The sequence below is a fragment of the Marinobacterium sp. xm-a-127 genome (assembly GCF_013283425.1).
GTDB lineage: Bacteria > Pseudomonadota > Gammaproteobacteria > Pseudomonadales > Balneatricaceae > Marinobacterium_E.
Window position 1 is genome coordinate 59,232 of the sequence record NZ_WBYH01000002.1, and the last position, 22,096, is coordinate 81,327.

The following is a 22,096-nucleotide window of genomic DNA, read 5'->3' on the forward strand; positions in this document are numbered from 1 at the left end:
GTCTATTTTTACAAATACGTGGAAACTGACTTCAGCGTCAAGTGAGCATTGCAAAAAATTTATCGGCGCAACAATACAGCGCTAAAAAATAAATGCAAATAAACGCCTTAATAATAAGTGCTAAGAGAGCTGTTTAGATCAGTGAAAATCGATCAACCTCTTCCCCAGACTCTAAACGCACTTTTTCAACAAACATCTCATAGGGACGCACCCAGAGATCGAAGTTGCCATAGAGTGTTCGATAGACCACCATCAACTCTTCTGTCTCTGAGTGTCTGGCGGTTCCAATCACTTCGTAGTCATTGCCTTTATAGTGTCTGTAAATCCCTGGGGTTAACTCGCCGCTCATTAAATCATCTCCGTTAACAGTTGATTGGCCTTTTCACCTAGCTCATCCAGTGCGCCAGCCCGCTCGGGTTCGCGCCAATAGAGCGTCAGGTGAATGGCGGTTGATTCAACCGCAACGACCTCTTCAGGCAACTGATCAAGCCAATCACTGAGCGCTTTCAGCTTAGTAGGACTCAAAGATCTTTCACCCTTTGCCCAGGACCAGCCCTCAGGAAGGCCATCAGCGGCCATGGCGTCGACTCGAGCCACCATCCACTCAACCCACTGCTCTTTTGCTGATCGATCCAATTTGCCACGCAGCATACGGTAAGCCGCCATATTGATAATTTCTGACTCCATCTCGCCCTTGGCTCTGGGTATCTCTAGACGCGATAGCTGCACCTGAAAACCGAGCTTGCGTGCCTCTAGTCTGAGCTTAGATTGGAAGCGCTGACGAGGACTTGGCATGACCCACATCATAGAACCGATCAAAGAGAGCATGATCAGAACAATAATTGCCCACTTCATATGTTAAAAACCTTCTTGTCTGCTATTAATAGTAGTAGGGACTAAACAGGGAGAATCACCATGAGTCACTACAATCGTATTCTTGTTGCCATCGACCTTTCTGAAGAGTCTGGTGTTGTGCTTGAAAGAGCCAAACTGCTAGCCGAACAGAATCAAGCTGAGCTCAATCTGATTCATGTGGTCGAGATTGTCAGCTACGCCTATGGCGGTGAGATCCCTGTCGACATTGCCGACATCCAAACTCAAATTGAGAACCACGCCGAGTCTAAACTGAGCGCCCTTGCCACCAGCCTTGGCTACCCTATTAATAAAGCGATTGTCGCAACGGGCAACACTGGTTCAGAGATTCATGCCGTCGCGAAAGATCTTAAAACTGATCTCATCGTGATTGGCTCTCACGGTCGCCATGGTCTATCGCTGTTACTTGGGTCCACCTCCAATGGCGTTCTGCACGGCGCAGAGTGCGATATTCTGGCCGTACGATTGGGGCATTAACCCTCAGCCATCGCCTCTAACTCCATCCAGCGCTCCATCTGCGTCTCCAACTGGGCTTCTAGAGTGCTTAACTTTTCAAGTTCAGCGGTGACCTCTTCATGAGGTCGCTGATAAAAGTCCGCTGAACCACAAACGGCCTGCTGCGCTTCAACGGCCGCTTCAGTCTGCTCCATCTGTTCTGGAAGCATGTCCAACTCTCGCTGCAGTTTATAGGAGAGTTTAACGGGCTTTTTAGCCTCTGCAGCCTCTTTTTTAGCCGGTTTAGCTGGCTCAGATTTTGGTACAACACTCTGAGTCACTACATTTTTAGGTCGCTGACGTAACCAGTCGTGGTAACCGCCCACATATTCACGAATGACACCCTCACCCTCAAACGCAAGCGTGCTGGTGACGATGTTATCGAGGAATTGACGATCATGGCTCACCAACAAAAGAGTCCCTTGATAGTCGAGCAGAATCTCTTCGAGCAGCTCCAGTGTCTCGACATCCAAGTCATTGGTCGGCTCATCGAGCACCAACAGGTTCGAGGGCTGACTGAACAACTTAGCCAACATCACGCGGTTAGTCTCGCCGCCGGACAGGGCTTTAACCGGTGTGCGCGCACGCTCTGGTGTGAACAGGAAATCTTGAAGATAACTGATGATATGACGTGATCGACCGTTAATATCGATACTTTCACGACCGCCTGAGACGTTATCGATGATGCTCTTCTCGGGGTCCACTTGGCCACGCAGCTGATCGAAATAACCCACCACCAGTTGGCTACCAAGGCGCACATCCCCCTGATCCGGAGCCTGCTCCCCTAAAATCAACTTAAGCAGCGAACTCTTACCAATACCGTTCGGACCAATCAGACCGATGCGATCGCCTCGCTGAATACGCACTGACAGATCCTTAACGACTGGCTGTCCCGCATAACTCAGAGAGACATTCTGCAGCTCGGCCACCAACTTACCCGAGCGAACCGCCTCTTCCACATCGAACTTGGCTTTACCCTGACGTTCACGGCGTTCGGATCGCTCAACACGCAGCTGCTTCAGAGCACGAACACGTCCCTCGTTACGGGTACGACGAGCTTTGATACCTTGACGTATCCACGCCTCTTCCTGCGCCAATTTTTTATCAAACAGAGCAGCCTGCTTGGCCTCCTCCTCGAGCAATTTCTCTTTTTGCGTAAGGTAGGTTGCATAACTGCCTGGAAAGTCGACCAACTGACCTCGGTCTAACTCAATAATACGGGTTGCTAAACGCTCGACTAGAGCACGGTCGTGCGAGATAAATAGAAGCCCGCCTTTGTAAGCGGCTAATACCTCTTCTAACCACTCGATGGTCTCAATATCCAAGTGGTTGGTTGGCTCATCCAGCAGCAACAGATCAGGGCTTTGAACCAGTGCAGCCCCTAAGGCAGCTCGACGGCGCCAGCCACCTGAGAGTTCAGACATCAGCTTTTCGCCAGGTAGCTGAAGTTGACTAAGAATGCGATCCACACGCGTCTCAAGTGACCAAGCATCACGGGCTTCCAGATCATGCTGAAGACGCTCCAACTCATCGAGCGAAGCATTACTGTTAGCCAGTAATGTCTCGTAGCGATCTCGCAACTCAACCAGATCAGCCAAACCTGCTTCTACAACACTGCGAACCGATCGTTCATCGGCCGCGGGTAGGCTCTGTGGTAACTGAGCAATTCGAGCGGTTGGGCTGCGCCAAATGACACCGCTATCAACGTCCATTTCACCCGAAACGATTTTTAGTAGGGTTGATTTACCCGTACCGTTAATACCGACCAGCGCTACTCGCTCACCCGCCTCAATTTGCAGGTTTGCGTTGTCTAAAATTGCTCGGGTACCAAAGGCCAGAGAGACCTGATCAAATCGAATAAATGCCATGTGAGTCGCTTAATTGTAAAACTGGTCGCGTAGTTTAACTCAGTTGCTAAAAATTAACCTGACAAGGGGTGAAATTTTTGCAGATTTAAACCATAGTTAGTGCAGAGACTTATTTGAGTGCGAGCTTTGTTAACAACGAATAAATTGAATAAATACTTAGCCCCCATTCTCTTTAGCACTTTTGCCATCAGCATAGAATCCGTGGCCAAAGGTAAAGAGAGTGCAGAGCAACTCGCATTTCTAAAAGCCGAGAGACTCGCCAAACTGGGTCGCTTAGATCTTGATGACCCCGCCGCTAAACAGCTCGAGTCTTACCCCCTCTACCCCTACCTAGTCTTCAATCAGTACAGTGCCGAACTGAATCGACTCAAGCCAGTGGATATTCAACAGTTTACCAACCAGTACCCTGATTCACACTTAGAGGGGCTATTGCGTTTCAACTACACAGAGCATCTAGGGGAAAAGAGAGATTGGGGGGCATTCCTCAGCCACTACACTGAGATCGATTCCCCTAATACTGAGATGCAGTGTCGCTATGCCGAAGCTCTCTATCGACAAAAGCGCACAACTGAAGCCTCTAAACTTGCGGCATCACTCTGGAGTGTGGGCCGCTCTCAGCCAGACAGTTGTGATGATCTATTCAGACTGTTTAGAGCCAATGGTGATCTGACCAGCGATGTCGCACTCAAACGGGTTCTCAATGCGTTGGATGCCAACAAATGGGGACTGTCGGGTTATGCGCTGCGCTTTGTTAAGTCAGAGTCTGATCGTCGCATTGCTGATGCGGCTCGATCGGTCTATCGATCACCCTTTAAAGTCCTTCGAATGGGCAGCGGTTACTCAGCTAAGCAGCTCGCCAAAATTCAACGCATTGCGATTGAACGTGCGTATCGTCACGACCCATATGAAGCGTTAAATCTGTTGCTAAAACTGGGCAAAGGATTTGATCTGAGTCTGGCGGATAATTTACAAGAGCTCACGCGTGTTGGTGTAAGGGTCGCTAAGGAGCTTGATGCACATGATCGAATCAAACTCGCCAAGCTTGATCCAACCTTTGCCAGTGCTGAACTCACTGAATGGCGCATACGCTTAGCCCTGCTTGAACAGGACTGGCAGGAGGTCGCCACCCTGATTGCCAAGCTCCCTAAAGAGCTGCAAGACTCCCCTCGTTGGCAATATTGGCTAGCCGCACTCCCCAATAATCCAATGCGAACAGAGATATTAGATACACTTCGTACCAAACGCAGTTTTTACGGATTTCTAGCAGCTGATCATCTTGGGCAACCCGCTGATTTGAATCATGAACCGATCACGCTTGATCCAACCCTGCTAGCTAAATTAAGAGACTCCAAACACTATCTGCGCATTAAAGAGCTGACAGCGCTTGATCGCTATACAGTTTCACGATCTGAGTTTAATCGTTGGATAGAGACGATGTCTTCGAATGAGATCCAACACGCCGCGCACTTGATGAATGAGCTAGGTTGGTACCAACAGGGAATTCTAGCCGCCGCTTACCATGAGTTTTGGAATGATATGGACCTTCGCTTCCCAGAGGGGTTTGAGAGTCTCTTTATCAAACATGCCAATAAGCGAAATATAGACCCTATCTGGGCACAGGCTCTTGCTAGACAGGAGAGCGCCCTATTCCCCTGGGCTCGATCCAGTGTTGGTGCTAGAGGGCTCATGCAGTTGATGCCCAGAACGGCTAAGCGCACTGCCAAATCTATCAAGGTGAAGTATAAAAGTAGTAACCGCCTCTACGATCCTGATTTCAATGTACAGCTAGGTACAGCTTACCTAGCGCAGATGTATCGTCAATTTGATAAAAATCGAATCTATGCAACGGCGGCCTATAATGCGGGGCCTCACCGTGTCAGCCGTTGGCTGAAGGGCCGTGAGAATTTGCCGTTGGAGATATTCATAGAGCTCATCCCCTTTGATGAGACCCGTACCTATGTGCAGAATGTTCTCAGCTTTTCTGTCATCTACGCACAGCGTAAGGGCCAAACACGACAGATGCTAACACCGACCGAACAGGCCCTACTGGCCCTCAACTGATCTGATAAACTGTGCCAACTGCTCAGCATCAAACGGCCAATCCAGTGACTGCTTAGATTGAGGATCGACCAAGACCGGTATCCGGGTGGCATATTGATTCATCAACTCGTCATCAAAGGCTATATCGACCAGATCCACTTCATACTTTGACGGATCAATACCAGAGACCAACAGAGGGAGTGCTTGATCACACAGATGGCAACCCTCTGTCGTCATTAATTCCAACAATTTCACGATTTAAAAATCCCTTAACATTAAAGCCATAGAGTAAGACTAACCTCTAACTTGTTCCCTACGAATCTTGGGGTTATTCTACGATAATATTTTGCGGTGCAACATTGACTGCATTAAACGTCATTCACACTGGAGTTTTACCATGGCGACTAAAGGTAACGGACCTACTGATCCTCAAGAGTTCATCAACTACGTAAGTCAAGAGACAAGCAAGATGCTTGAAAACTTCTCTGGCAACGGTGCTGAGGATATGTTCTCTCAATTCACCAAGTCATGGACTGAACTTGCGACGCGTTCACTGCAAGATCCAACACTGTGGATGCGAGCAATCGCCGACTACCAGACTGCGCAGTTTAACCTATGGCGCAACTTGTTAACCGGTAATACTACTGAAGCACCGGTTGCTGAGCCAGAGCGTGGCGATCGTCGTTTCCAGGCTGAAGAGTGGTCAACTAATCCTATTTACGACTACATCAAGCAGTCTTACCTACTGAGCTCTAAGATGCTGACTCAGATGGCTGAGAGCGCGAACCTATCGGATCAAGATCAGAACAAATTGGAGTTCTACACTCGCCAGTTCATCGATGCGATGTCGCCAACTAACTTTGCAGCAACCAACCCTGAAGTCCTGCAACAGGCACTTGATACTAAGGGTCAGTCACTGCTCGATGGTATGAAAAACCTGCTAGCCGACTTTGAGAAAGGTCGCATCTCAATGACTGACGAGAGCGCGTTTACGCTGGGCGAGAACCTTGCGACAACCGAAGGCTCTGTTATCTTCCAGAACGATGTCATTCAGCTGATTCACTACAAGCCAGAGGGTGAACAGGTTTACACTCGCCCGACTCTGATCATTCCACCGAGCATCAACAAGTTCTACATCCTTGATCTTCAGCCACACAACTCATTTGTTAAGTACTGTATTGAACAGGGCCAAAACACCTTCCTAGTCTCTTGGCGCAACCCAACCTCTGAACAGTCAAACCTTAGCTGGGATGATCTTGTGTCAGAAGGTATCTTCGAAGCCGTTCGTGTGACCAAAGAGGTCTCTGGCAGCGATAAGATCAATACGGTGAGCTGGTGTGTCGGTGGCACATTAACAGCAACTGCACTAGCAGTAATGGCGAAGCGTAAAGATACCAGCATCGCAAGCGCAACCTTCCTTACAACGCTGACAGACTTCTCTGATCCAGGTGATCTCTGCGTCTTCATTGATGACTACCAAGTCAAACAGCTGGAGCAGAAAGTGAGCCAAGCAGGCTTCCTGAACGGACGCGAACTGGCGACGTCGTTCAACATGTTGCGCTCGAACGATCTCATCTGGTCATACGTTGTTAACAACTACCTAAAAGGTCAGACTCCACCGCCGTTTGATATCCTCTACTGGAACTCGGACAGCACCAATCTGCCAGCGGCCATGTACACCTACTACATCAATAAGATGTACCTAGAGAACAAACTGGTTGAGCCGAATGCACTGGAGATCTGTGGTGAAAAGATCGATCTTGGCGAGATCAAGATCCCTTGTTACTTCCTATCGACCATTGAAGACCACATTGCACCTTGGAAAGCGACCTTCAAAGCGACAGAGACCTTTGGTTCAGAGATCGAGTTCGTCCTTGGCGCAAGCGGTCACGTTGCCGGCGTAATCAACCCAGCTTCTAAAAACCGTCGCAACTACTGGGTTAAAGGTGAGCAGGGCCAAGGCGCTGACCACTGGTTTGAAACCTCTGAAAAAGTTGAAGGTTCTTGGTGGCCAAACTGGGCTGAGTGGGTTCGTCGTCGTGCTGGTAAAAAAGTGGATGCACCGAAAACTCTGGGTAGCAAAGAGAACAAACCGCTTGAAGCCGCACCTGGTAGCTATGTAAAAGTTCGTATCGATTAATCTTCCAAATCGATGTAAAAAACCGGACACTGTGTGCCCGGTTTTTTTATGTGTGACTGAAACGATCAGGAGATCAACATGGATAACTTTTTTGATAAGGGTTTAGAGATGCGTCGCAGCACACTGGGTGCTGAATACGTTGATAAAAACCTAGCCGCTGCTGATGACTTTAACCGCCCCTTTCAGGAGGCGATGACCGCTTGGTGCTGGGGATTTGGTTGGGGCGATGATGCCATTGATCCCAAAACACGTTCGTTAATGAATCTAGCGATGCTTGGCGCCATGGGCAAAAGTCACGAATGGGCAACCCACTGCAAGGGCGCATTGAATAATGGTTGCAGTGTTGACGAGATTCGAGCAGCTATTCATGCCGTCGGCATCTATGCCGGTGTGCCTGCAGCCGTTGAGTGCTTTCGTATTGCACGGACAGTGCTTGAGGAGGCAGGAGAGCTTTAAGCGCCCCTGATACAAGAAATAGCATGTCATTTTTTCCGCCCAACTCCAGAGTAGAGATCAAGCAGCTACTACACCTTGCCTGGCCCATGCTGCTGGCTCAGTCCTCGCAAACAGCGATGAGTCTATCCGATACTCTGATGGCCTCTTGGGCGGGCGCTGAAGAGCTGGCAGCTATCGCTCTGGGCTCCAGTATATGGACGCCACTCTCGCTATCCTTAGCAGGCGCTATGATGGCATTGACTCCGATCGTGGCACATCATGTTGGTGGAAAACGTGAAGAGGAGACCGCCTCAGAATTGTTTAACAATCTTCTGATCACACTTGCGATCGGCGTGCTCAGCTGGCTTTTCATCAATGGCGCCTCTGACTGGATTCTTACCCTACTGTCTGTAGAACCGGCTCTGAAATCCACAGCCAATGACTATCTGTTTGCGATCAGCTGGGGCATACCAGGCATGCTGCTCTATCAATCGATCAGGGCTTTTGCTGAGGGACATGGGCAGACAAAGATCGTCATGAAAATAGGCATCAGCGCTGTACTGCTCAATCTACCTCTTAACTATATTTTCATCTTCGGCAAACTGGGAATGCCTGAAATGGGCGGTGTAGGCTGTGGATGGGCGACAACAATTGTATTCTGGTACATGTTCATAGCCGGTGCTGCTTATCTGATCTACAGCCGCTATTTCAAACCGTTGAACCTCTTCAAACAGACGCTCAAACCGAACAGAGAGAAGATCAAACATCAGCTCTCTATTGGCATACCGATTGCCGCGAGCCTTGGCGTTGAGACCACCATGTTCTGCCTGATTGCGCTCTTTTTGGCCGATTACGGTGCAACGGTAATCTCTGCTCACCAGATTACACTCTCGATATCGAGCCTGATCTTTATGATGCCGCTCTCGCTCTGTTTAGCCGTCACCATCAGGGTGGGCCAACTGAATGGCGCTAAACGCTTTGCTGACGCCCAGCAAGTAGGTTTCCTAGGACTGCGCATCGCCCTTTTGATCGCCTGCTTCAGCTCAACGATTTTGTTTATACTGTCCGACGGAATCGCTGCACTCTTCTCTAAAGATGTTGAGTTAATCGCCATCGCCTCAACCCTGATTGGCTACGCCGCACTCTACCAGTTCTCCGATGCGCTTCAGCTGACCGCGAATGGCGCACTGCGCGGATACAAGGATACTCGAATCCCACTGCTGATCGCGTTTATCGCTTACTGGGTGGTTGGGCTACCCAGTGGGTATGTCATTGCCGAACATTTAGAGATGGGGGCTATCGGTTACTGGTTAGGCATACTCATCGGCTTAAGCTTTGCCGCCGTATTACTGATAAAACGACTCTATAAGCTATCCAATGAAGCACTGGTTAACCCTCCTACTTTCAACTAGTTTTATCACGGGCTGTATCAATACCGATCCAGCCCAATCTCTGGTTGAGACCTATGCCGAGCGTACCAGTCGAGCCATAGATATCGATTTTGATCTTCAACTGAACAAAACCTCTAAGCTCTACCCCATTCTTCCCGATCGAAGAGAGCGAACTGAAACCCTGAGACCCATTACCGAAGGCCTGATCGATGTTCTCGATCTTAAGCAGTGCGGGCTGATCGATCTAATCGCACAGAGAAACACCAGCCTTGGCAAATTGGCCGGTGGCTCACAACGACTGATTTACGAACTGGGGTTCATCCCAAAATTACGCAGCTGTCAGAAGCTGCTCACAGGTGACAGTAGTCAAACTGATGTGTTAGCGCGTGTTCAAGAGATCAATCAGATCAAGAGCGATAACTGGCCAAAGCAGATATGGAACAGCCTATACAGCAGCCCAGAGATGGAACAACACTTCTCACTGGGGGCTGCACCACTGTTACCCGATGCAGACTACTCAACCTCAGAGTTAATGCTGACAATGCAGCGCTTTGCTGAGATCGCTGAAACCCAAAACAATACAGACTGGCAAACACCCTCTTTTGCCAATGAGCTAGAGCGTGACTACGAAACGCTCTATCGATCCAATTTCGGATCAGAGTGGCTCGCCAGCATGGCACTGTTAACTCAGGTTTTAGAGCAGACCTCAGAAGCGATTAACCAAAGACTCAATGACAGACCGATCTGCTTTAATCAGAGGCAAAACCAGAAGTCAGAGATACTCTGGAACGTCTTTATGAAGTTTTACGTCAACAGTTTGCAACCCTACATCGCTCAGGTTGAACGTACAGGCCGCCAATGGAGTAACCTTCATCAAGCCATCATCGCGTCACTCAACCTCCCTCAAAGCCGATGGCTAGACACCTATACCCATCCCGAAGGAGAGGTCTGGTCTAGGTATCTAAAAGCTCGAGAGAACCACACCCAATCTTGGCAGAATATTTTGGATCAGTGTGGACTTCGTCCGGGTAATCAGAACTGAATTAACCCACCCACTGCTGCAGCTGGCTGATGTTCATTGCGCCCGACTGACGCTTAACCTCTTTACCGCCCTCAAAACGGACAACGGTTGGAAGGCTTCTGATGTTATAGCGAGCGGCCAGCTGTTGATTGGCTTCGGTATCAACTTTAACGAAGCGCATCTCAGGCTCAGTGCGTTTTGCCACTTCGGCAAAGGCGGGTGCCATCATTCGACAGGGTCCACACCAACCTGCCCAGAAATCAACAATAACCGGAATATCCGTATTGCGAATAAACTTAGCGAAATTCTCTTCGCTCAGGGCGATCGGTTGCTGAGTAAAGATCGCTTTTCGGCATTTACCGCAGGCAGGCCCTTTATCGAGCTTATCTTTGGGCACTCGATTGGTTGCTAAACAGTGGGGGCAGCTGAGATTAACTGATTGACTCATAACATCTCCTATATCATTAACTACTAATATATAGGCAGAAATTCAGAGTTCAAGGGGAGAACAAGACAGAGCAGCGAGAACCGTTGCCCTGCCTAAGCGATTAGAACTTCTTAACTAGGGCTTCTAGTTTAGAGGTAAGACGCTCCTCTTTTTGAGCAACGCGTTGTTGTTTACGAGCCTCTTGGTGGCGCTCTTTACGGCGCTGCTTGTACTCGTCTAGCTTAGCTTTAGCGTGCTTTTCATCTTCAGCAGTCACTTCAGCCACTTCAGCACCGGTCAAATCAACACGCTGAGCGCCAACAACCATTGACTGAAGGTAACGTGGGTTACGAACATAAGTCGCTAGCGCACGCTTAATCTTACCGCGACTGACCTTTTCATCCGCCACTAAGTCCTCTTGAATACCAATTTTCAGAGGCTTGGGTTCTTCAAGGTTGAATGTATTGGGGTAAGCGGCAATCAGCAGTTCGACTGCGGCTTGGTTAGCTTCACGGTTTTTATTGCGAGGCTTAGCTGTGTTCTGTTCTGTCACTGTTTTATTCTCTTGAAGTTGACGAGGTTCAGTTCGATCAACTTGTTGTTCAACTCTGATTAAAATTTCTTCTGCCTCTTGCAGAAGACGCTCTGTATCAGAGGCTATCTGTTGAATGATTTTACTCATCCACCTTTCCGTATTCGATAGATGAAAAGATCATCGTTCACTTCATGACTGACCAACTCGTGCCCTAAGAAGTTACAAAACTTAGGGATATCACGCTCTGTAGAGGGGTCCGTGGCAATCACCTCAAAGAGATCACCCACTTGAAGTTGAGCAATTTTACCATGCAACATCATCACTGGCTCTGGGCAGTAGAGACCGCGCGCATCCAGCTGTTCAATGGGTTTTTCAATGCTCATGGCACTATCCTTTCAATCAAGTCGCGCATTGTCGCAAATAGTTTTTAAAAACTCCAACGAGTTTAAGCCCGATTCACCTTTACCTAGACAAATCCGAGCGCTATTCTCAAGGTATAACAAGTAGTTAGAGGACAAATCGATGATCAAGGTTTTTATAAACCGCAAGGTTCCTGCCGAACTAGAGCCACAATACACGGCCATTGCTAAAGAGACTCTGCAAGCGTCTATGCGCTCACCAGGCTTTATCAAAGGTGAGGTCATGCATGACATCAATGACCCAGAGCACCGCTTAGTCATTGCCACTTACAGCACACTGGCTGACTGGGAGCGTTGGTATCAATCTCAAGAACGTCTTGAACTGATGAACAAACTCCGCCCTATGTTAGAGCGTGACGAGCTGATCAAAATCTACGAGCACTGATTAGACGTCTAACTCCAGGTAGCAAGTGATCTCTTCACGGTCGTGGTAGAGATGCTTGCTGACGAGACGGTAGGCTTTTTCATGCTCCTGAAGAATCATCTCCAACTGCTCTATTCGATCTGATACTTCAATGTAGCGCTTTTTCATTGGCAACTTTAAGTTGAAGATCAAACGATCAGCCCAGCCATTAATGGCCCACTTTGCCATCAACTCAATGACACGTGTCGGTTTATCAACGACATCACACACCATCAGATCCACTGGCTTGGCAGGCGCAAAGGTAAAGGCATCCTCGCGTTGGTGATCAACCTGACCGGTCTCCATTAGATCACCCTTCATGGGCCCATTATCAACCGCTGTGACAAACATGCCGCGTTTAACCAGCTGATAGGTCCAGCCACCGGGGGCCGCCCCCAAATCGACTGCTTTCATACCGCGCTGCAACCGCTCATCCCAGGCTTTTTGTGGGATAAAGTAGTGCCACGCCTCTTCAAGTTTTAATGTAGAGCGGCTCGGTGCATCGGCTGGGAATTTAAGTCGCTTAATCCCCTGCTCCCATTTGGAACTGTTATTGATCGGACTGACACCGACCCAAATCTGATTATTTTCGAGCAGGAAGATATGTAGCCGATATTCAGCCTTTGATTTTCTTGGAAGTAAAAGATCCTGCTGTCGTAAAAAGCCTGCTGCAGCACTACCGAGTTTTTTAGCCAAACCATTAAGGTTGCGGCCATCAGTAGTATCCGCACTCTCAACCAACAACTCAGAGGCTTTGGGCAGCTTAGCAACCGCTTCACTTATGGGTGTTAGGCGATCTTTTGACGAAACGCCCTGCAGCATTGGCTCACAGGCGATCCATTGGCGCGCAAAGATGAGATCGCGAAAGCGCAGCTTACTCATCAACTGCAGCGCGTTGTGAGGAGGGTTGATCACAAACTCTATATAACCCGCCAAATCATCAAACTTCGGATAACCGTAAACTCCAGCCTCCGCCGCTTTTACTGATATTTCACTGGCGGCCTCACTCTCAAAGCCACTGCGACAATAGATAATAATGTGATTCAAAGGAACCTCTCCCTAAAACAGAGGCGACAGTTTAACGAGTTAGCCGTCGTAATAGCAAAAATCAGTCACTTTTATGAAAATTGATACATATCAAAAAAGCGTTATTTTTGATGAATCAAAAAATTGACTAAAATCGAACAAATAATAAACAGATATATAGTTTGAACCAATCGTAATAAATGATTAAGTCATTTAATATCAGTAACTTACACCATTAACAAATCGTATCCGCCTTTTTAAAATTCACGACAACCGACTTATTAGATAATACTAATGGATAGCTACAACGCCCTATTTAGGGGCGTTTTGCATTGAAAAATCTTGCCCCATAACTGATAATTCGCAACGGTTTCAAAAACTATCAATTCACTTAGCTTTGATGAGAGCATGAAATGAGCACTGCAACAGCAAACACGACTTACAACTACAAAGTTGTACGCCAGTTCGCCATCATGACTGTAGTCTGGGGCATAGTTGGTATGACGATGGGTGTACTCATCGCCGCACAACTAGTCTGGCCGGCACTTAACTTCGACACTGCATGGTTCTCTTTCGGACGTCTTCGTCCGTTGCACACCAACGCAGTAATCTTCGCCTTTGGCGGATGTGCACTATTTGCAACGTCTTACTACGTTGTACAGCGCACCTGTCAGACGCGTCTAATCTCTGACGGTTTAGCATCGTTCACTTTCTGGGGTTGGCAAGCAGTCATCGTCGCAGCAGCAATCACGCTGCCGATGGGTCTGACAACCACTAAAGAGTACGCTGAACTTGAATGGCCTATCGATATCTTGATCGCGGTTGTATGGATCTCATACGCAATCGTCTTCCTAGGTACCGTTAAGAACCGTAAAACGTCGCACATCTACGTGGGCAACTGGTTCTACATGGCATTTATTATCACTGTTGCAGTGCTTCACATCGTTAACAGCATCTCTATGCCTGTTACACTGTGGAAGTCTTACTCTGTCTACCCTGGCGTTGTCGACGCGATGGTTCAGTGGTGGTACGGACACAACGCTGTAGGCTTCTTCCTAACGGCAGGCTTCCTAGGCATGATGTACTACTTCGTACCTAAGCAAGCAGAGCGTCCAATCTACTCATACCGTCTATCGATCGTTCACTTCTGGGCACTGATCGCGACGTACATGTGGGCTGGTGGTCACCACCTACACTACTCTGCGCTTCCAGACTGGACTCAGTCAGTCGGCATGGTCATGTCTTTGATCCTTCTTGCACCTTCTTGGGGCGGTATGATCAATGGTATGATGACGCTATCTGGCGCTTGGCATAAGCTTCGCACAGACCCAGTTCTTCGCTTCCTTGTTGTCTCTCTATCCTTCTACGGTATGTCAACATTCGAAGGCCCAATGATGGCAATCAAGACAGTCAACGCACTGTCACACAACACTGACTGGACTATCGGCCACGTACACGCTGGTGCTCTAGGTTGGGTTGCAATGATCTCTATCGGCGCGGTTTACCACATGATTCCTAAGCTGTTTGGTAAGGCTCAGATGTACAGCGTCGGCCTAATCAACACTCACTTCTGGTTGGCAACAATCGGTACAGTTCTTTACATCTGTGCAATGTGGGTTAACGGTATCCTACAGGGTCTAATGTGGCGCGCAGTTAACGAAGACGGCACGCTTACTTACAGCTTCGTAGAAGCCCTAGAAGCGAGCCACCCAGGTTACTTTGTACGTTTCCTAGGCGGTGTCTTCTTCGTAACCGGTATGCTTCTAATGGCTTACAACGTATGGCAGACCGTACGTGCAGGCAGCACAGTAGCTAAAGCTGAAAACCCAGATCCATCAGCAGCTACTGCGTAATTAGTACCGGAGACATTAAGATGATTAAACACGATACTATTGAAAAGAACGTCGGCCTCCTTGCCCTACTGATCATCATCGTGATCAGTGGTGGTGGTTTGGCTGAGATCGTACCTCTGTTCTTCCAGAGCTCTACGACTAAGCCAATCGAAGGTCTTCGCACCTACTCAGCTCTAGAGCTTGAAGGTCGCGATATCTACATCCGTGAAGGCTGTCACGTATGTCACACTCAGATGATCCGTCCTTTCCGTGCGGAGACTGAGCGTTACGGTCACTTCTCTACTGCTAACGAGCACGTTTACGAGCACCCATTCCTTTGGGGTTCTAAGCGTACAGGTCCAGACCTAGCTCGTGTCGGCGGTCGTTACTCAGATGACTGGCAGCGTGCTCACCTATACAACCCACGTGACGTTGTACCTGAATCAAAAATGCCATCTTACCCTTGGTTGTTCGAACAGAAGCTAACGGGTAAAGACACAGCTGCGAAGATGGAAGCTCTTCGTAAGTTAGGCGTTCCATTTGACGATGCAACAATCGCTTCAGCGCGTGAAAACGTAGAAGGCAAATATGAGATCGATGCTCTAGTTGCTTACCTACAAGCGCTAGGCAAGATGCATACTGTGTACAACAACAAGCGGTAATTAATAGTGAGCTACGACGTCTACGGTCCATACATCCCAGTAGTAATGCTGGTAACGTTTCTGGCCCTGTTCATCTGGGTACTGAATCCGAAAAACCGCAAACGGTTTGACGATGCAGCCAACCTCCCCTTCCAGGATGAGGAGATTGATGAACGCACCAGAAAAACTGACAAAGACGTCGAGTAAGGAGTAGAAAGATGAGTGCTTTTTGGAGCGCATGGATCACAGTCATCACTCTAGCCGTTATTATCGGCTGTACTTGGCTGCTTCTAGCAACGCGCAAAAGTGAAACACACAAAGAAACAACTGAAGCGACTACGGGCCACGAATTCGATGGCATCGAAGAGCTTGATAACCCACTACCACGCTGGTGGTTCCAACTATTCATTGGTACGGTTATCTTCTCTCTTGGTTACCTAGCGCTTTACCCAGGTCTTGGTAACTTCAAAGGCCTTCTTGGTTGGACGTCGGCTAACCAGTGGGAAGAGGAAGTGGCACACGCAGAAGAGGTCTACAAACCTGTTTTCGCTAAATACGCTTCGCTATCAATTGAAGAGCTAAACCAACCAGGTAACGAAGCAGGCCTTAAAATGGGTCAGCGTATGTTTGCCAACAACTGTTCTGTTTGTCACGGTACTGGCGGTCAGGGTGCTTACGGCTTCCCTAACCTAACCGACAAAGATTGGTTGTACGGTGGCGAGCCACAAACCATTATGATGTCTATCGTCAATGGTCGTCGTGGTGCGATGCCTGCTTGGGGTGCGGTACTGGGTGAAGATGGTGTTCAAGACGTGACTAACTACGTGCTTAGCATCAGCGGCAACGAACACGACGCAGCAGCAGCTGAACGTGGTCAAGCACAATACAACACTCTGTGTGCGGCATGTCACATGCCAACAGGTAAAGGTATGGCGGCACTGGGTGCACCAAACCTAACTGATGACACTTGGCTATACGGCGGCAAGTTTGAGCAGATCGCTCACACTATCCGTGCTGGCCGTGCAGGCGTAATGCCAGCGCACAAAGATCTTCTTTCAGAAGATAAGATCAAACTGATCTCTGCATACGTCTACAGCTTGTCTAACAACTAATAGACCCCCTGCAGAAGAAAAGGCGACCTGATATATATCAAGTCGCCTTTTTTTTATTCCATTTATAATAGACAATCAAATCAAGTCATATAAGCACAGGCGAGTTGCATGTCTAATATCCCAGTTAAAGATGTCACCCCAAAAAAAGGCTCTGGCGCTGCTGAAACCTACGATCTATACGCTAAACGTGAAGAGATCTACGTCAAGTACACGACCGGCCTATTCAAGAATCTACGAAACATCTCAAGTGCGATCATGTTGCTGATGTTCTACGGTTTCTCTTGGATCCAATACGATGGCAAACAGGCCGTACTATTTGATCTACCAAACCGCCAGTTCCATGTCTTTAACTTCACGTTTTGGCCACAAGATTTCATGCTGCTTTCGTGGCTGCTGATCATTCTCGCCTTTACCCTCTTCTTTGTAACAGTGTTTGCCGGTCGCCTCTGGTGTGGCTATGCCTGCCCACAGTTTGTCTGGACTTGGTTGTTCATACGCATCGAACAGCTGACCGAGGGTGATCGCAACGCTCGCATGAAGCTGGATAAAGCGCCTTGGAGTGCAAATAAGCTTCTGCGCAAACTGGCTAAGCACCTTATCTGGCTTGCTATAGGTGCCGTATCAGCCGTTGCGTTTGTTGGCTACTTCTCGCCGGTACGCGAATTGGTTCCAAACATCCTAAGTTTCAATCTTGGACCCTGGGAGCTTTGGTGGTTGGCCTTCTTTACGGTAGGCACCTACGGTGCGGCTGGCTGGTTGCGCGAACAGGTCTGTATCTACATGTGCCCATACGCTCGTTTCCAGAGCGTTATGTTTGACCAAGATACCTTGATCATCTCTTACGATGAGAAACGCGGGGAGAACCGTGGTGCTCGTAAGCGCCATATCGATCACAAGGCTGAAGGCTTAGGTGACTGTATCGACTGTGGTCACTGTGTGCACGTCTGCCCTGTCGGTATCGATATCCGTGATGGTCTTCAATATGAGTGTGTCGCTTGTGGTGCCTGTGTCGATGCCTGTGACAACATCATGGAGAAGATGGGCTATGAGAAAGGTCTGGTTCGCTACACCACCGAGCATGAGCTTAACGGTAAAAAAACCCATATCTTCCGCCCTCGCTTGATCGGTTACTTCGTCGCGATCTGTGCCATGTTCATCGCCTTCAGTTATGTACTCTTTACACGAGTGCCGCTTGAGGTGGACGTTATTCGTGAACGCGGTCAGCTCTACAGCACCACCAATGAGGGTTTAATTCGTAACACCTACACACTAAAACTGGCAAACAAATCACAACGTGATTACCAGTACGAGATCCGTGTTGAAGGGTTAGAGGATGCCATCATCAAAGGTGATACCGTAGTAAACGTAGCCGTTGGTGAACTACTCGATCACAACCTGTCGATCATTCTGGATCCTCGCGCTATGGAGCGAGCAAACTATGAGATCGATTTTATCGTAACAGCGACTGATGGCTCAGGCGTTGAAGCTGAATCAGAAAGTCGTTTTATAGGTCCTGCGCCGAAGCGTTAAGACAGTGTCACAGAGAATCTGTGATATACTCGCGCGCGGATATTCTTAGGGGTATCCGCGCTTTATTTTAGTCACTATTTTGAGGTTTACATGACTGAACAGACTCACGACATTGGCCCTTGGTACAAGCAGAAATGGCTATGGTTTGTATTGGCGCCGTTGATCGCTGTGGTTATCTATGGAACAACCTTCCTCTATCTTGCTATTACGACTATGGATGGCGTGGTTAAAGACGATTACTACAAAGAGGCACGTGGTACTAATGTCGACACCAGCCGTTCAGATGAAGCGGATCGCTTAGGCATTCACGGTGAAGTATTGCTGGACACACTGACCGGTGACATTCGCTTGGATCTTAAATCGAACAGTTTTTTGGGTGATCAACTCTCTGTTGATCTGGTTCACCCTACCCACCAGAAGTATGATCAAAGCCTTACGGTTCGTTCAGTGGGTGGTACAGGTGTCTACGTTGGCAACTTACAGAGCACACTTACCGGCAAACGCTACCTGATCATTACCAACACTGAGGGTAACTGGCGTCTACGTCGCGAAATATTGCCCCCTTACGATCAAAATACCTTCAAGGTGGGTAAGTTCTAACAGACCAAAATGAGTAATCCAAAAGACTCTTGTTTTCACTGTGCCACCCCTATTCCTAAGGGGGTGAAGGTTGAGCTTTCAATTGATGGAAAGCAAGAGTCATTTTGTTGCCCCGCCTGCCGTGCGGTCACTCAAACAATACTGGGCTCAGGTCTAGAGAAGTACTACCAGCACCGCGGCAGTCAACAGCAAGAACGCCCCACTGAAATAGAGTCCGAAGATCAACTCGCACTCTATGATAATGAATCCATTCAAGCACCCTTCGTCAGAACCATAGACTCCGATCGCAAAGAGGCCCTCTTTGTCATTGAAGGGATCCACTGTGCTGCCTGTGTTTGGCTTTTAGAGAAGCATCTGACCGAACAGGTTGGTGTCACTAGCTTTACCGTTAACCTAACCAACCACCGCGCTCGACTCGTTTGGAACCCGTCAGAGAAACCCTTAAGTGAACTGATGGCCGCCATCATTTCGATCGGTTACACACCTCACCCGTTTACGCCCAACCAAGAAGAGAAGCTCTACGAACAGGAGCAGAAAAAGGCGATGCGCCGACTGGGTGTTGCCGGTGTCGGCATGATGCAGGTGATGATGATGTCATCGGCACTCTACCTAGGTGACGCCTTCTTCATGGAGGAGCACATCCAGAACTTTATTCGCTGGACCAGCTTCATTGTTGCCACCCCTGTTGTATTTTATGCCGCGCGCCCCTTCTTCAACGCGGCCCGACGGGATCTTCGCACCCGACACCTCAGTATGGATGTGCCGGTATCTATCGCTATAGGTGGCGCTTATATAGCCAGCGTATGGGCTACGATCACGCAGAGCGGCGAGGTCTACTACGACTCGGTCTCGATGTTCACCTTCTTCCTATTGATTGGCCGCTTCTTCGAGATGAAAGCGCGCCACAGAACCGGTATGGCCGGCAATGAGTTGGCCAATATTCTTCCAGCCAGCGCTACGCGATTGACCGAGACAGGCGAACAGCTTGTCCCGGTATCGGAACTCAACCCAGGCGATCGCGTACTGGTTAAGCCCGGTCACTCCATACCAGCTGATGGCATACTCTTTACGCAACACACCAGCATTGATGAGTCGGCCCTCACCGGTGAGCCTCTGCCCGTCAGCAAAGCGCTTGGCGACCCTTTAGTAGGCGGTACCATCAATATGGAGCAAGCGATTGAGATGGAGATCACCAGCAGTGCTGAACAGTCTCGCATGTCCTCCATTTTGAATCTATTGGATCGTGCTCAGGCTGATAAACCCAAGGCGGCTCAGATTGCCGACAAGGTTGCGAGCTATTTTGTCGCTGGCGTTCTTCTAACGGCTGTCGTTGTCAGTCTTATCTGGTGGCAGATATCCCCTTCAGACGCTTTCTGGGTGACACTCTCCGTCCTAGTAGTCACCTGCCCTTGCGCACTCTCCTTGGCTACACCGACGGCTTTAACAGCAGCCATAGGTTCTCTGCGTAAAATGGGACTGCTGGTTACTCGCGGGCATGTATTAGAGAGTTTGGCACAGTGCACGGCCGTCTACTTTGATAAAACCGGCACACTGACCACCGGCAAACTGACGTTGCGTGAGACCACCCCTCTCTGTGAGCAGTCCGTTGATGAGCTCAATCAACTAGCGGCAGCAATTGAGAGCCGCTCAGAGCACCCCATCGCGTCCGCTTTTGCTCCCTACTTTGAATACTCTGTTGAAGAGGCCACTAACCATGTGGGTAGAGGCGTAGAGGGAACGATTAACGGAAACACCTATCGTATTGGTAAACCCGGGTTTGTATCCGAACTCTTTGGAAACCAACCTCCCACTCACCCAGAAGGGACAGGGATTTTTCTTCTGATGGGTAATAGCTCCGGCCCTCTCGCCTGGTTTTCGATTGACGATCAACTTCGACCTGAGGCTATTGAAGCGGTTAAGCAGATCCAAGCATTGGGATTACCTGTTGGCATGCTAACCGGTGATCGCGAAGCGAATGCACAACGCATCGCCTCTGAGTTAGGGATCGATCATGTTGAAGCGCACTTGTCGCCAGAAGATAAGCTAGCTCGTGTAAAGGCGATGCAAAACAACGGTGAACGCATCCTGATGATTGGCGATGGTATCAACGACATTCCCGTTCTGTCCGGTGCGCAGACCTCTATTGCGATGAACGGCGCGACAGACCTTGCCAAAACATCCTCTGATGCTGTGTTGGTCAGCTCTGATCTAAGACGCATCCCTGGCTCCCTTAACATGGCTCGTAAAACACGAAACATCATTCGTCAAAATATTGGCTGGGCTTTGTTATACAACCTAATCGCGCTACCCTTAGCAGCAAGTGGTTTTATTGCCCCCTGGATGGCGGCTATTGGCATGTCCCTTAGCTCGCTGATTGTTGTCGGCAATGCCCTTCGTCTAACCAAACAGCTGTAGGTTTTTATGGAAATCGTCTATTTACTTATCCCTGTCGCGATCATCTTGGTAGCCTTTGCGACCTGGGCTTTCTTCTACAGCGTTAATTCTGGTCAATTTGATGACCTAGAGTCCCCTGCTCATCGCATTCTATACGACGATGATGAAGATATGATTCCTGAAGACGCGCGCGTCAAAAAAGAGCCTGAAGCTCCATCCTCTGAAACACCAAAAGATTGAGCATGCTGCCCGCCTCTCTTAGCTTCACCTCGGCATTCATCATTGGCCTTCTTGGCACAACACACTGCCTAGCCATGTGTGGTGGACTTGCCTCGAGTCTCAGTATAGGTGGAACAGGTCGAGCCAACTCCCTATTAGGTCTGTTTAGCTACAATCTTGGACGTATCGCTAGCTACTGTGCAGCGGGTGCCATTCTTGGTCTGTTAGGTGCAACCCTACAACAGACAGAGATAGCCTTTGCGCTACGCTGGATTGCAGGCCTTCTACTGATCAGCATGGGCCTCTACATCGCACAGTGGTGGTTTGGCCTAACGAAACTGGAACAGGCTGGCTCGCTATTGTGGAAACAGATAGCGCCTCTTCTTAAACCCTTTATGCCTGCCGACACCCCGTTTAAAGCCTTAGTACTGGGCATTGGCTGGGGCTGGCTACCTTGCGGTCTGGTCTACAGCACCTTAATCTGGTCATCGGCCGCCGGTAGCGTTGCAGAGAGCACTCTACTCATGCTGGGCTTTGGCTTGGGCACTTTGCCAGCCATGCTCGCCACTGGGCTACTGGCTAAACAACTACGCGAGCTGGTCGCCCACACATTGGTGCGCAAACTCTCGGGGCTACTGTTGATACTGATGGGCATTTGGACACTGCTAAGCGCGTAGCGGTTGACCCGTATCAAC

24 protein-coding genes are annotated in these 22,096 nt (G+C 49.0%); 16 read left to right on the forward strand and 8 right to left on the reverse strand.

Translation table 11 applies throughout. The features are described from left to right. Positions 1–133: 133 nt before the first annotated feature. Positions 134–349, reverse strand: coding sequence for a DUF1653 domain-containing protein (locus XMA127_RS04405; RefSeq protein WP_173480803.1), 216 nt, complete (start codon positions 347–349; stop codon positions 134–136). Beyond that, complete coding sequence (locus XMA127_RS04410) at positions 349–855, reverse strand: hypothetical protein (RefSeq protein ID WP_173480802.1); 507 nt, start codon at positions 853–855, stop codon at positions 349–351. Before XMA127_RS04410 ends, XMA127_RS04405 begins: the two co-directional genes overlap by 1 nt. A gap of 60 nt (positions 856–915) precedes the next feature. On the opposite strand from XMA127_RS04410, the gene XMA127_RS04415 reads away from it, so the two are divergent. Beyond that, a complete protein-coding gene (locus XMA127_RS04415) occupies positions 916–1,350 on the forward strand; it encodes a universal stress protein (protein WP_173482405.1) in 435 nt (144 codons plus the stop codon). Here the strand turns inward: XMA127_RS04415 and XMA127_RS04420 are convergent. Beyond that, positions 1,347–3,236, reverse strand: coding sequence for an ATP-binding cassette domain-containing protein (locus tag XMA127_RS04420; protein ID WP_173484477.1), 1,890 nt, complete (start codon positions 3,234–3,236; stop codon positions 1,347–1,349). The genes XMA127_RS04415 and XMA127_RS04420 overlap by 4 nt on opposite strands. A 201-nt stretch (positions 3,237–3,437) precedes the next feature. Between XMA127_RS04420 and XMA127_RS12045 the strand changes: the two genes are divergently transcribed. Next, entirely contained in the window at positions 3,438–5,297 is a 1,860-nt protein-coding gene (locus XMA127_RS12045) for a transglycosylase SLT domain-containing protein (RefSeq protein ID WP_173484476.1), read from the forward strand. Here XMA127_RS12045 and XMA127_RS04430 read toward each other — a convergent pair. Then, positions 5,280–5,531: a glutaredoxin family protein gene (locus XMA127_RS04430; RefSeq protein ID WP_371731430.1), complete on the reverse strand. Its 252-nt coding sequence runs from the start codon at positions 5,529–5,531 to the stop codon at positions 5,280–5,282. The genes XMA127_RS12045 and XMA127_RS04430 overlap by 18 nt on opposite strands. 142 nt (positions 5,532–5,673) lie before the next feature. Between XMA127_RS04430 and XMA127_RS04435 the strand changes: the two genes are divergently transcribed. The 4 genes from XMA127_RS04435 to XMA127_RS04450 all read left to right on the forward strand — a co-directional run bounded on the left by XMA127_RS04435 (position 5,674) and on the right by XMA127_RS04450 (position 10,284). Further along, entirely contained in the window at positions 5,674–7,416 is a 1,743-nt protein-coding gene (locus XMA127_RS04435; RefSeq protein ID WP_173498943.1) for an alpha/beta hydrolase, read from the forward strand. Between the two features lie 78 nt (positions 7,417–7,494). Next, positions 7,495–7,872, forward strand: coding sequence for a carboxymuconolactone decarboxylase family protein (locus XMA127_RS04440; protein WP_173480796.1), 378 nt, complete (start codon positions 7,495–7,497; stop codon positions 7,870–7,872). Between the two features lie 23 nt (positions 7,873–7,895). Beyond that, positions 7,896–9,263: an MATE family efflux transporter gene (locus XMA127_RS04445; protein WP_173480795.1), complete on the forward strand. Its 1,368-nt coding sequence runs from the start codon at positions 7,896–7,898 to the stop codon at positions 9,261–9,263. Further along, the gene (locus XMA127_RS04450; RefSeq protein ID WP_173480794.1) at positions 9,229–10,284 is read left to right on the forward strand and encodes a DUF3080 family protein; all 1,056 of its coding nucleotides are present in this window, start codon (positions 9,229–9,231) and stop codon (positions 10,282–10,284) included. Before XMA127_RS04445 ends, XMA127_RS04450 begins: the two co-directional genes overlap by 35 nt. Before the next feature lies 1 nt (position 10,285). Here the strand turns inward: XMA127_RS04450 and trxC are convergent, their stop codons facing one another. The 3 genes from trxC to tusA all read right to left on the reverse strand — a co-directional run bounded on the left by trxC (position 10,286) and on the right by tusA (position 11,608). Then, positions 10,286–10,711: a thioredoxin TrxC gene (trxC, locus tag XMA127_RS04455; RefSeq protein ID WP_173482399.1), complete on the reverse strand. Its 426-nt coding sequence runs from the start codon at positions 10,709–10,711 to the stop codon at positions 10,286–10,288. Positions 10,712–10,811: 100 nt separating this feature from the next. Further along, a complete protein-coding gene (locus XMA127_RS04460; protein WP_173482398.1) occupies positions 10,812–11,372 on the reverse strand; it encodes a ProQ/FINO family protein in 561 nt (186 codons plus the stop codon). Then, positions 11,369–11,608, reverse strand: coding sequence for a sulfurtransferase TusA (tusA, locus tag XMA127_RS04465; RefSeq protein ID WP_173482397.1), 240 nt, complete (start codon positions 11,606–11,608; stop codon positions 11,369–11,371). The genes XMA127_RS04460 and tusA overlap by 4 nt, the downstream gene beginning before the upstream one ends. Positions 11,609–11,747: 139 nt before the next feature. Here tusA and XMA127_RS04470 point away from each other — a divergent pair, with 139 nt between their 5' ends. Further along, on the forward strand, positions 11,748–12,029 hold the full coding sequence (locus XMA127_RS04470; protein ID WP_173480790.1) for an antibiotic biosynthesis monooxygenase: 282 nt from the start codon (positions 11,748–11,750) through the stop codon (positions 12,027–12,029). On the opposite strand, the gene rlmM is transcribed toward XMA127_RS04470, so the two are convergent. Beyond that, a complete protein-coding gene (gene rlmM / locus XMA127_RS04475; protein WP_173484473.1) occupies positions 12,030–13,094 on the reverse strand; it encodes a 23S rRNA (cytidine(2498)-2'-O)-methyltransferase RlmM in 1,065 nt (354 codons plus the stop codon). A 392-nt stretch (positions 13,095–13,486) separates the two neighbouring features. Here rlmM and ccoN point away from each other — a divergent pair, with 392 nt between their 5' ends. The 9 genes from ccoN (at position 13,487) to XMA127_RS04520 (ending at position 22,078) form a co-directional block, all read left to right on the forward strand. After that, positions 13,487–14,926: a cytochrome-c oxidase, cbb3-type subunit I gene (ccoN, locus tag XMA127_RS04480; protein ID WP_173480788.1), complete on the forward strand. Its 1,440-nt coding sequence runs from the start codon at positions 13,487–13,489 to the stop codon at positions 14,924–14,926. 20 nt (positions 14,927–14,946) lie between these two features. Beyond that, positions 14,947–15,567, forward strand: a complete 621-nt coding sequence (ccoO, locus tag XMA127_RS04485; protein ID WP_173480787.1) for a cytochrome-c oxidase, cbb3-type subunit II — start codon at positions 14,947–14,949, stop codon at positions 15,565–15,567. Positions 15,568–15,573: 6 nt separating this feature from the next. Then, positions 15,574–15,753: a cbb3-type cytochrome c oxidase subunit 3 gene (locus XMA127_RS04490; RefSeq protein WP_173480786.1), complete on the forward strand. Its 180-nt coding sequence runs from the start codon at positions 15,574–15,576 to the stop codon at positions 15,751–15,753. Positions 15,754–15,764: 11 nt separating this feature from the next. Beyond that, positions 15,765–16,658, forward strand: a complete 894-nt coding sequence (ccoP, locus tag XMA127_RS04495; RefSeq protein WP_173480785.1) for a cytochrome-c oxidase, cbb3-type subunit III — start codon at positions 15,765–15,767, stop codon at positions 16,656–16,658. A gap of 108 nt (positions 16,659–16,766) precedes the next feature. Continuing rightward, on the forward strand, positions 16,767–18,188 hold the full coding sequence (ccoG, locus tag XMA127_RS04500; RefSeq protein ID WP_173484472.1) for a cytochrome c oxidase accessory protein CcoG: 1,422 nt from the start codon (positions 16,767–16,769) through the stop codon (positions 18,186–18,188). A 90-nt stretch (positions 18,189–18,278) separates the two neighbouring features. Continuing rightward, a complete protein-coding gene (locus XMA127_RS04505) occupies positions 18,279–18,788 on the forward strand; it encodes a FixH family protein (protein ID WP_173482395.1) in 510 nt (169 codons plus the stop codon). Positions 18,789–18,797: 9 nt separating this feature from the next. Next, the gene (locus XMA127_RS04510; RefSeq protein WP_173484471.1) at positions 18,798–21,203 is read left to right on the forward strand and encodes a heavy metal translocating P-type ATPase; all 2,406 of its coding nucleotides are present in this window, start codon (positions 18,798–18,800) and stop codon (positions 21,201–21,203) included. 6 nt (positions 21,204–21,209) lie between these two features. Next, entirely contained in the window at positions 21,210–21,422 is a 213-nt protein-coding gene (ccoS, locus tag XMA127_RS04515) for a cbb3-type cytochrome oxidase assembly protein CcoS (protein WP_173480781.1), read from the forward strand. 2 nt (positions 21,423–21,424) lie between these two features. Continuing rightward, positions 21,425–22,078 carry a sulfite exporter TauE/SafE family protein gene (locus XMA127_RS04520; RefSeq protein WP_173480780.1) on the forward strand — a complete coding sequence of 218 codons (654 nt, stop codon included), beginning with the start codon at positions 21,425–21,427 and terminating at the stop codon, positions 22,076–22,078. Positions 22,079–22,096 lie beyond the last annotated feature (18 nt).

Excerpts from the sequence above, each read along its gene's own strand:
- XMA127_RS04405 (WP_173480803.1), bottom strand. The coding sequence starts at position 349 with ATGAGCGGCGAGTTAACCCCAGGGATTTACAGACACTATAAAGGCAAT.
- XMA127_RS04410 (WP_173480802.1), bottom strand. The coding sequence starts at position 855 with ATGAAGTGGGCAATTATTGTTCTGATCATGCTCTCTTTGATCGGTTCT.
- XMA127_RS04415 (WP_173482405.1), top strand. The coding sequence starts at position 916 with ATGAGTCACTACAATCGTATTCTTGTTGCCATCGACCTTTCTGAAGAG.
- XMA127_RS04420 (WP_173484477.1), bottom strand. The coding sequence starts at position 3,236 with ATGGCATTTATTCGATTTGATCAGGTCTCTCTGGCCTTTGGTACCCGA.
- XMA127_RS04435 (WP_173498943.1), top strand. The coding sequence starts at position 5,674 with ATGGCGACTAAAGGTAACGGACCTACTGATCCTCAAGAGTTCATCAAC.
- XMA127_RS04440 (WP_173480796.1), top strand. The coding sequence starts at position 7,495 with ATGGATAACTTTTTTGATAAGGGTTTAGAGATGCGTCGCAGCACACTG.
- XMA127_RS04445 (WP_173480795.1), top strand. The coding sequence starts at position 7,896 with ATGTCATTTTTTCCGCCCAACTCCAGAGTAGAGATCAAGCAGCTACTA.
- XMA127_RS04450 (WP_173480794.1), top strand. The coding sequence starts at position 9,229 with ATGAAGCACTGGTTAACCCTCCTACTTTCAACTAGTTTTATCACGGGC.
- trxC (WP_173482399.1), bottom strand. The coding sequence starts at position 10,711 with ATGAGTCAATCAGTTAATCTCAGCTGCCCCCACTGTTTAGCAACCAAT.
- XMA127_RS04460 (WP_173482398.1), bottom strand. The coding sequence starts at position 11,372 with ATGAGTAAAATCATTCAACAGATAGCCTCTGATACAGAGCGTCTTCTG.
- tusA (WP_173482397.1), bottom strand. The coding sequence starts at position 11,608 with ATGAGCATTGAAAAACCCATTGAACAGCTGGATGCGCGCGGTCTCTAC.
- XMA127_RS04470 (WP_173480790.1), top strand. The coding sequence starts at position 11,748 with ATGATCAAGGTTTTTATAAACCGCAAGGTTCCTGCCGAACTAGAGCCA.
- ccoN (WP_173480788.1), top strand. The coding sequence starts at position 13,487 with ATGAGCACTGCAACAGCAAACACGACTTACAACTACAAAGTTGTACGC.
- ccoO (WP_173480787.1), top strand. The coding sequence starts at position 14,947 with ATGATTAAACACGATACTATTGAAAAGAACGTCGGCCTCCTTGCCCTA.
- ccoP (WP_173480785.1), top strand. The coding sequence starts at position 15,765 with ATGAGTGCTTTTTGGAGCGCATGGATCACAGTCATCACTCTAGCCGTT.
- ccoG (WP_173484472.1), top strand. The coding sequence starts at position 16,767 with ATGTCTAATATCCCAGTTAAAGATGTCACCCCAAAAAAAGGCTCTGGC.
- XMA127_RS04505 (WP_173482395.1), top strand. The coding sequence starts at position 18,279 with ATGACTGAACAGACTCACGACATTGGCCCTTGGTACAAGCAGAAATGG.
- XMA127_RS04510 (WP_173484471.1), top strand. The coding sequence starts at position 18,798 with ATGAGTAATCCAAAAGACTCTTGTTTTCACTGTGCCACCCCTATTCCT.
- ccoS (WP_173480781.1), top strand. The coding sequence starts at position 21,210 with ATGGAAATCGTCTATTTACTTATCCCTGTCGCGATCATCTTGGTAGCC.
- XMA127_RS04520 (WP_173480780.1), top strand. The coding sequence starts at position 21,425 with ATGCTGCCCGCCTCTCTTAGCTTCACCTCGGCATTCATCATTGGCCTT.